Raw genomic sequence first — 8,125 nt, forward strand, 5'->3', positions numbered from 1 at the left:
GACAACTCCTGGTCATACGACAGAGCCAGCGCAAACCCCGCCTCACCACGCCCCGCCGTCGCCAGCAGCGGCACCTCCAAGGAGTAGCGGCCGGTCCGCGCATCCACTGCGCCGCCGGCCTCCTCGCCGGGGGCGAACACACCGGACACGGTGCCGGAGGCACCCGGCACCGCTGCGGCTGCGGCGGCCGAGCGGGAGCCGGGAGCGGCAAAGGCCTCGCCCGCGCTCTCCCCGGCAACGGTGCCGGCGGCAGCAAGGACGAGCAGACCCGCCACGCCGTTGCGGCGGATGCGGCGGGCGGCAGGGAACGGGGCGGGAGAAGACGGCATGGCAACCCTCGGGGCAGGTATCACGATGGAATGTCCTCTCCAGGAAAGAGGCTCCTGGGGCTGATGTCCCTCCTCCGTCCAGCCCCCCGCCCGGGCGATATCGGCCCGTTTGGCCTGTCTGGGGTTGTGCCGACAGGACACTGCAGGGCCGCAGGGCGGCCGGGACCGGGGCTGCGTCCGGTCCGCCTGGTCTGTCCGGTCGGCGAGTTCAGCGCTTCCCGGCACGCCGGCGGCACCGGAAAGGGCTGCCCAACCCCGCCGCTGGAGAAGCCGGGTCCCCGCCCGCGGCCCCCGTTCTGCAGGCTCCACGCCCGCTCCGGCAAGGGCGCCCATACCTATGACGCGGAGCAGAGGGCCGCCACTGCCCGGGAAGGACGGGCCAGCCGCCCGGGACTATGCGGTGTCCCGGACGCTGTACCCACGCCGTGCTCCGCTCGGAAGAAGCCCCGCCGCTGGAGAAGCCGAACGCGCCACCGCCCGCGGCCCCCCGTTCTGCAAGCTCCGCGCCCGCTTCGGCAGGGGCGCCCGCACCTGCGGGCCCGCCCTCGCCGGTTCCCCTGCCCAACGGCCCCGGCCCCCGTCATGGAATGGTTCCTGGAAGACATGCGGCATCCCCAGCCCGCCCGTGCTCTTCGTCGGCACGTCCGGCGGCCTTCCCCAATCGCGAACCATCCGCAGCCGGCTGCGCAGGCAACTGCAAGGACCGCGGCCGAGGAGGGTATGCCCGCATGCCGACCGGCATGCGCGGCCGACCGCTGTGAACGCGGCGCCGGCTGCTGCGTCCCGCGGCACGGTGCAGCGGTGCCATGCGCTGTGCTCTCCACCGCAGGGGCCCTGCCGGTATCCGCCAGCGGGCGGCCACAGAACCGCCCTGCTCATCGGCAGCGGCCTCCAGGACCAGGCCCGGGTGTCCGCGGAAGCGAAACGCATGCGGGGCGAACGCTACGAGTGACTGGTCGCTCGGCGCGACGAGTTGTTCGAGCTGGCGGACGCAGTGTGATGTGCGGACGGCGCAGTGGGGCCTCCGGTGGATCTGGTGCTGGCGTCCGAACAACGACGTGACCAAAAGTGTCCGCGAAAATGAAACAAGCTCAATAGCCCACTGACCCCACCTTGAATCTCAGCAACGAAAGACCAGCAGGGGTAAGGCGGTGGCGGTTATGAATTAGGAAATCACCGCAGTCTAGGTCTTCTAGCCCTTTAAGCGGCGACGAAGCGCGATCCAAATGCTTCTGAGCGGCGAGGGCTGTTCGAAGGAGAGACGCAAGCCTCCGATTCCTGTTCTCTTGGATTGAGTTCCTGCTCGCTTGTCCCGGGGTTTTCTGTGCCTTCTTATTGCTTCTCGAGGCCAACACCGTCCACAACACCGCAGGCCAGAAACGGGAAGCCCGTGACCGCCGCCTACGACAGCTAGGGCGTGCGGTGAAGACGGTGGAGGAGACCGGCACGGTCACCGAGACCGCCTACGACCCAAACGGCCGGGGTGAGGGGCCGGGTGAGCTGAAGACTGAGGTCAGCCGCACCGTGGGGGACGGGCGCCTGACCGAGACCACCACGGTGGCGCCCGGCACGGACGCCGAGACCTCCGCCTCGCGGGTGACGGACCTGGCCACCGGGGCGGTGCTGGAGGCGGCCGGGCCGGGCCGACGGGCGGTGTCGCGGACGGAGTACGACCGCCAGGGCCGCCCGGCCGTCCACACGGTGCTGCCGGACTCCGGCAAGCCGCAGACCACCCGCATCGCCTACCCGTCCCCGGCCGTCACGGTCACGGCCACCCCCGGCGGGCGGCGTATCACCGAGACCCTCGACGCGCTGGGCCGGCCCCTGCGGACCGCGGACAACTACCGCGACGGCGCCTACGCCAAAGAGCCCGACGCAGACGGCGCCAGGGTGCTGTCCGAGGCCGACTACTCCCAGTGCGCCCACTACAAGGTCACCACCACCGACCAGGCCGGCCGCAAAATCGTCGCCTCCACCGACCCGTGAGGCCACAAACACCAGCAGCGTGACCAGCCCGGACGGCACCACCCGTCAAGACGGCCTCCGACATTGTGGCCGAGGCGGTCGCGCAGGGCGTCCTCGGCGCGGACCCGGAGGATGCCCCCTGGCGGATGCGCGTGCGGTGTCGGTGCAGGACGCGGACAGTGCGGCGCGGACTGTGTCGGCGAGGGTGGTCTTCGCCAACGGCACCCCCGCCGCCGGCTCTGCTGCGCAGGCTGATGCGCTGGGCCGGACCCTGACCGCCACCAGCGGCGAGGTAACGGGGTGCCCTCCTACTTTCCGGGTCGGAAGCTGCGTGAATTAATTGGAATGGATGCAGGTCGGTCGCGATAAGGCACTGCTGCAAGCTCTCGGTGACATGGAGGTTTCGGCGTTGGCTGGCCGGGGGCAAATACGGTCATGCCCTGCACGTCAGGGGTAGTCCGGGTATGCCGGGTGGGCACCTGAACAGGGTGCACCAGACCTCGCGGTGTTGATCGCGGGGTCTGGTGCCTCTCCCCTAACCCTGTTCCGGTTCAAAGGTGCACGGCGGTGCCGGTGCGCAGTAGTGCGCCTTGGGGGCCTTTGGTGTGGCCGGGAAGGATGCGGTCTTCATGCTGGCAAATTCCGGCTGCATGCCCGCGGGGGTTGAGGCAGATGACGCGGCGGTAGGGGCGTACGGGCCATCGGCAGGTCCAGGAGGGTTCACGGCGGCCAGTACTGGCCGCGGCATCGGCGGCGGCCGCGTCCCGGGGTGGGCGGTGCGCGGTGTGCACGTTTACGACCCGGACGCGGGACGGGCCTGTTATGCCCAGCCGGGTGTCACGTTTCCGGCCGGCTCGGTCCCGGGGGATGTCCTCCACCTCGACCCAGGGGGTGCCGCTGGCGGGTGACATGAGCTGCCAGACGGTATAGAGGGTGTGTGTCCAGGCTTCGGTGGTGTCGGGTTGGGCCGGTTCGAATGCGGCGCCTTCCATGATCAGTGCCTCGTTGTCCCAAGAGAGCGGGCCGCCGGAGAGGGCGTACTGCTCCGACTCGATCATTCCGGCTGTCATGGCCGACCCATCCGGCATAGTGCCGAGCACGGTTTCCGGGGGCAGGCCGGATAGCAGGCCGCGGGGGCTGTAGTAGGTCACCCAGATCCCCCGGGAGCGGGCTGGAATCGCTGTGTACCCGTCTCGGGTGCTGTGCCCCCACGTGACAGGCTCTTTCCCGGTGGCGTCCGGGGTCCATGCGGTCCACGACGCAGCCACGATCGGAGTGGTGACTTTGGCGTCCACACCGGGCCGGGCGGCTGGGGTGTCGGCCAGGGCCAGACCGATGTCCTCGACATAGCCGCCGATGGGCTCTGCAAATACGATGAACCCGTGTTCAGTCGGCAGGCGGCCGGTGCTTGCCCGCTCGCGGGGCGGGGCAGCAGCGGCCAGGGCCAGGGCCGTCATGTCGGCGGTGGCGTAGTACAACTCAGCTTGTTGCAGCCGGGCCCGCTCAGCCCTGTTCAACAGGATTGCGGCGAGGGTGTCGGCCGCAACCGGCGCGTGACGCGTCGTCGGAACGATACTGCAGCGGCCCCTGCGGATCGCCTGACGCATGGCGGCGTGGGACTCGTCCGACGCGGTGTACGCGACAAGCTCCGCACGCCATTCTGGCAGTTCCCGGGGGGCCGGTGGTACCCATCGGACAGGAGCGGCCTGCGTCATGGATGGCGCCTTTCTGTCTGTGCTGGCAGAGGAACGACGGGCAGCCTGCTGTCGGCGGGTGGCCCAGCGGCACGGTAGTGCCGAAGCGCCGTCACAGATCTGTTTCCGGACGTTAAGCCAGGAGCCCTTTTCATGTGTAGATCGTGAGGATGGCGGCGACGATGTGAGTTTGTCCGGGGCTGATGCGTGCCCGTGGTGGAAGATCCTCCAGCCCTTGATCCGCGTTCGACCGGGGCGCAAAGTGCCGCGCGCACCCTGTTCGATTTCTTGTGCTTGTCGCAGAGTCCGGTACCTGGCCTGCGCTTGACCGGGGGTGATGACGGTGCCGTCAGCGCCCTGGTAGCCCTTGTTCGCCAGGACCTCGAGATCCAGCGAGGCGCACGTCTCTACGATGTCGTGTTCGCGTGCGGCCTTCACCTCGCTGGTTCCCCACAGCGGGCGGGATCCGTGGGGGCAGGCCGTCCTCGAGCAATGCTCGGAACCTGAGGATCGGCCCGGGGTGGGGTGCCTCGTGAAGCGTGGAGGGCGTACCTTCCCGGGTGATCGGCTCAAGGTCACGGAGTAGGCCCGCCGCGCGGACGCGGGTCGGGAAGGCACGCCTGTGCTGAGCGCAGTCAACGAAGACGGCATCACCGAGACCGGCTCCTTGCTCGAGGAGATAGTCCGGGAGGGCGCCCGGCGGATGCTCGGCCGCCGCCCTGGAGGCGGAGGTCGGGCAGTACATAGCCGAGCTCGCCGGCTGGCGCAATGAGGCCGGCCGCAGGTTGGTGGTCTGTAACGGCCGGCACCGGCCGCGGACGGTGACCACGGCGGCGGGACCGGTCGAGGTGTCGGCGCCACGTGTGAACGACAAGCGGACCGACGAAGCGACCGGTGAGCGCAAGCGCTTCTCCTCGAAGATCCTCGCGCCCTGGTGCCGGCAGTCGCCCAAGGCCAGTGAGGTGTTGCCGTTGCTCTACCTCCATGGCCTGTCCTCGGGCAATATTTCCGTGTCGGCACTCGAGCAGTTCCTGGGCAGCGCGGCCGGGTTGCCATCGGCGACAGTGACCCGGCTGACGAAGCGGTGGACCGACGAGCATGCCGCCTTCCAGTGCCGTGACCTGGCGGAATCCGATTACGTCTATGCCGGGGCCGACGGCATCCACCCTAAAATCCGGCTGTCCCAGACGCATTCCTGCCTGCTGGTCCTGATGGGTGTGCGCGTGGACGGCACCGAGGAAGTCATCGCGATCGCCGAGGGGCTGCGCGCGTCGACGGAGTCCTGGGCGGATGTGCTGCGGGACTGCTGCCGGCGCGGGATGCGCGATCCGGCGGTTGTCGTCGGCGACGGCGCGAGGGCCTATGTCGGGCCTGGCGGAGGTATTCCCCGCCGCCAGGCACCAAAGGTCCTGGGTCCACAGAACCCGCCATGTCATGAACGCACTGCCGAAGTCCCCGCAGCCCGCAGCGAGGAGGGCCCTGCGGGAGATCAGCAACGCCGAGGCTTCCCCGCCGGGGACTGGATCCAACTGCGGACCACGAACCCCATCGAGTCGGCCTTCTCCACGGTCAAGCTCCGGGCCAGGGTCACCCCCGGCGCCGGCAGCCCAGCCTGCGCCCTCGCGATGGTCTTCAAGTTCGTCGAGTCCGCCCAGGTCCGCTGGCGAGGGGCCACCGCACTCCCCACCTCGTCGCCCTCGTCCGAGCTGGCAACCGCTTCGAAAACGGACACCTCGTCAATGAAGCTCAATCAGAAGAGCCCCCTCGCTGCATGAACCACCGCAGCTGATCCACAACTCTTGGCTATTACTCGCCGTCCTCGGCCGTAATGACCTGCAAATTCACGCTCTCTCGCCGGACCTTGCCGGAGAAACGGCCCTCAGCTCGCACCCGGCCGGTCTCAGCGACCGTGACGAAGCCGTCGGCGTGGTGGCTGGTCAGCACCTCGGTCAACGACGGTGCGAACGCGGCGAGCTGCTCGATCGTGTCGTTCACCTACCGCCAGGCCGTGCCCACACCAATGCCGAAACCGAAGCACATCCGCCGGGCGTTGACCGACCTGATCCCCACCGCAAAGGCACAGAGGTGGGACCCGGCCGAGGCGTCCGCGTCCTGCTGGCCGAGGAAGCCGCCGGCCGGGACGCAGCCAACTTGCGGACCCGCCGCAAGCGGGCCGTCTTCCCCGCGGGGAAGACGTTCGGGGACTGGGACGAGACCGCCTCCTCCATATCCCGGCAGCAGGTCCAGGACTCCCTCAAGACCCTCGAGTGGGTGACACGGAAGGAGAACCTCTGCATCTGCGGGCCGTCGGGGACCGGGAAGTCGCACTTCACCGAGGCCCTGGGGCAGACCGCGGCCGAGGCCGGGATGACCGTCGCCTGGTTCACCATCGAGGACCTCGGAGCCCTGGTCCGCAGGCACCGGGCCGACGACTCCCTCGCCAGAGCGATGTCCCGGCTGATCCGCACCGACCTGATCATCGTCGACGACATCGGGCTCCTGCCCGTCAGCCCGGACGCAGCCGAGGGCTTCTACCGCCTGGTCGACGCCGCCTACGAACGACGGGCGCTGGCCGTCTCGAGCAACCTCCACCCGTCCGGATTCGACGAGATCATGCCCAAGACCCTGGCCACGGCCACCGTCGACCGGCTCCTCCACCATCGCTCACGTCGTGGTCACCCAGGGTGACAGCTTCCGGCTCACCCAGGCCACCTCCGGCCAGGGAGTGATGCCCTTGCGCCACTCGATCAACGGCGGGGAGATATCTGGCCGCCTCTGGGGAGAGCGAACTGGCCGTTGACAGACAGGCCAGGCCCATGACGGAGCGGCGGGCAAGGCTGGCGAAACGCTGGTGACGGTGGTCGGCAGTCCAACGGCCGACCCGGAGCTGCAATTCACCGCCGCCGGCATCCCGGTCGCCGGTTTCACCATCGCCTCCACCCCAGGTGTGTACGACCGGACCGGAGCGAGTTCGTCGACGGGGAGCCCTGCTCCTGCGGTGCACACTGTGGCGGGCGGCCGCAGAAAACGCCGCCCAGTCCCTCACCAAGGGCAAGCGGGTCATCGTGACCGGGCGGCTCAAGCAGCGCACCTTCGACCACAAGGAAAGCCAGCGCCGCACCACCGTCGAGATCATGCCGAGGAGATCGCGGCGATAAGTCTGACCTCGGGCGTCATTACCGGGCTGCAGGAGAACTCACCCCCGGACGCCCTTGCCCCCGAAACTCCAGATACTGGGATCATCATTTTCGCTTCAAAAAATCACCCGCCACACGAAACAGCACGCCGGACGAAAGCTTATTCAGCCCGGTATCAAAAAGCCCGAAATACACGGCCTGAAATCTCTGCCAAAAGTCATCCCAATGCGTCGGATCAAAAAAGCCGTAAGCATTGTACTCGGCTTGCTTAACTACCGGCTCACCCCGATGTGAACCGAGAAATGCTAGCACGATATGACCGTCCATGCGCCCGCTACCCTTCTCAACCAGGTTCATGGCCAGGCCATACAGCCGACCCTTAACCATATTCCCGCTATTCATAAAACTGACAATTTTACCCATTCCCCCCTTGGCGGCAATCGGCCAAGGAACATTATTTATATTAAATTCCACCCTGTGGTGTGGCTTCACAAGCTCCCCCTCGCCGAAGAATTTAAGACAGGCAGCGAAAAGCGCCTGACAGCCCAGAGGAGGGACAGATCTTGCCGCAACGTTGAAATAGTTACGCCCTACCGACTTCGGCGAGCCATCCGGCCCGATAGATGCCAGAAATAGCTTGGAAACTTCTCTTTGCGACATGCCGACGACCGAGGAATACAGAGTCCGTATGGCGTCCACGCCCGCATTCCGCTGCATTGCCGCAGGCTCGGGGGCTTTATGATCAAGAGGGAGGGCAATGACCTTCTCTTCGCGGCCGCTACGGGCGCCTTCGCCGCTCCTCATTCCGGGAACGTGGTCGGGTGTGTACTTCTCAACATCACCCAGATGCGATCGCTGCTTCAAGCGAATCTGGATATTTCCGGTGGGGTCGGTGTGCTCGATGGGGTTGGCTGCGAAGGCTTGGTATTTGTTGAGGGGTGTGGGGTGGGGGTCGCGGGTGGTGAAGCGGCCGGTTTCGGGGTGGTAGAGGCGTGCGGGG

At 67.6% G+C, this 8,125-nt stretch carries 5 protein-coding genes and 3 pseudogenes; 4 read left to right on the plus strand and 4 right to left on the minus strand.

Annotated features, from left to right (window positions below; genetic code table 11):
* Positions 1-329 (minus strand): annotated as a pseudogene (locus tag IF89_RS38810) (hypothetical protein); the annotation flags it as partial.
* Positions 330-1,751: 1,422 nt separating this feature from the next.
* Between IF89_RS38810 and IF89_RS0133555 the strand changes: the two are divergent.
* A complete protein-coding gene (locus IF89_RS0133555) occupies positions 1,752-2,315 on the plus strand; it encodes a hypothetical protein (RefSeq protein WP_030776236.1) in 564 nt (187 codons plus the stop codon).
* Positions 2,316-2,845: 530 nt separating this feature from the next.
* Here IF89_RS0133555 and IF89_RS45150 read toward each other — a convergent pair.
* Positions 2,846-3,901 carry a hypothetical protein gene (locus tag IF89_RS45150; RefSeq protein WP_030776239.1) on the minus strand — a complete coding sequence of 352 codons (1,056 nt, stop codon included), beginning with the start codon at positions 3,899-3,901 and terminating at the stop codon, positions 2,846-2,848.
* Positions 3,902-4,610: 709 nt separating this feature from the next.
* On the opposite strand from IF89_RS45150, the pseudogene IF89_RS38825 reads away from it, so the two are divergent.
* Positions 4,611-5,777 (plus strand): annotated as a pseudogene (locus IF89_RS38825) (IS256 family transposase).
* Positions 5,778-5,794: 17 nt separating this feature from the next.
* On the opposite strand, the gene IF89_RS45155 reads toward IF89_RS38825, so the two are convergent.
* A complete protein-coding gene (locus IF89_RS45155) occupies positions 5,795-5,983 on the minus strand; it encodes a hypothetical protein (protein WP_030776242.1) in 189 nt (62 codons plus the stop codon).
* Positions 5,984-6,008: 25 nt separating this feature from the next.
* On the opposite strand from IF89_RS45155, the pseudogene istB reads away from it, so the two are divergent.
* Together istB and IF89_RS43185 are read left to right on the plus strand one after the other, a co-directional pair.
* A pseudogene (gene istB / locus IF89_RS38830) lies at positions 6,009-6,788 on the plus strand (IS21-like element helper ATPase IstB).
* 145 nt (positions 6,789-6,933) lie between these two features.
* The gene (locus IF89_RS43185; protein ID WP_199820608.1) at positions 6,934-7,146 is read left to right on the plus strand and encodes a single-stranded DNA-binding protein; all 213 of its coding nucleotides are present in this window, start codon (positions 6,934-6,936) and stop codon (positions 7,144-7,146) included.
* 84 nt (positions 7,147-7,230) lie between these two features.
* On the opposite strand, the gene IF89_RS45160 is transcribed toward IF89_RS43185, so the two are convergent.
* Positions 7,231-8,125 (minus strand): RHS repeat-associated core domain-containing protein (locus tag IF89_RS45160; protein ID WP_199820609.1); only part of this gene is annotated, 895 nt, incomplete at its 5' end.

The organism is Streptomyces sp. NRRL F-2664, from assembly GCF_000719345.1.
Taxonomy (GTDB): domain Bacteria; phylum Actinomycetota; class Actinomycetes; order Streptomycetales; family Streptomycetaceae; genus Streptomyces.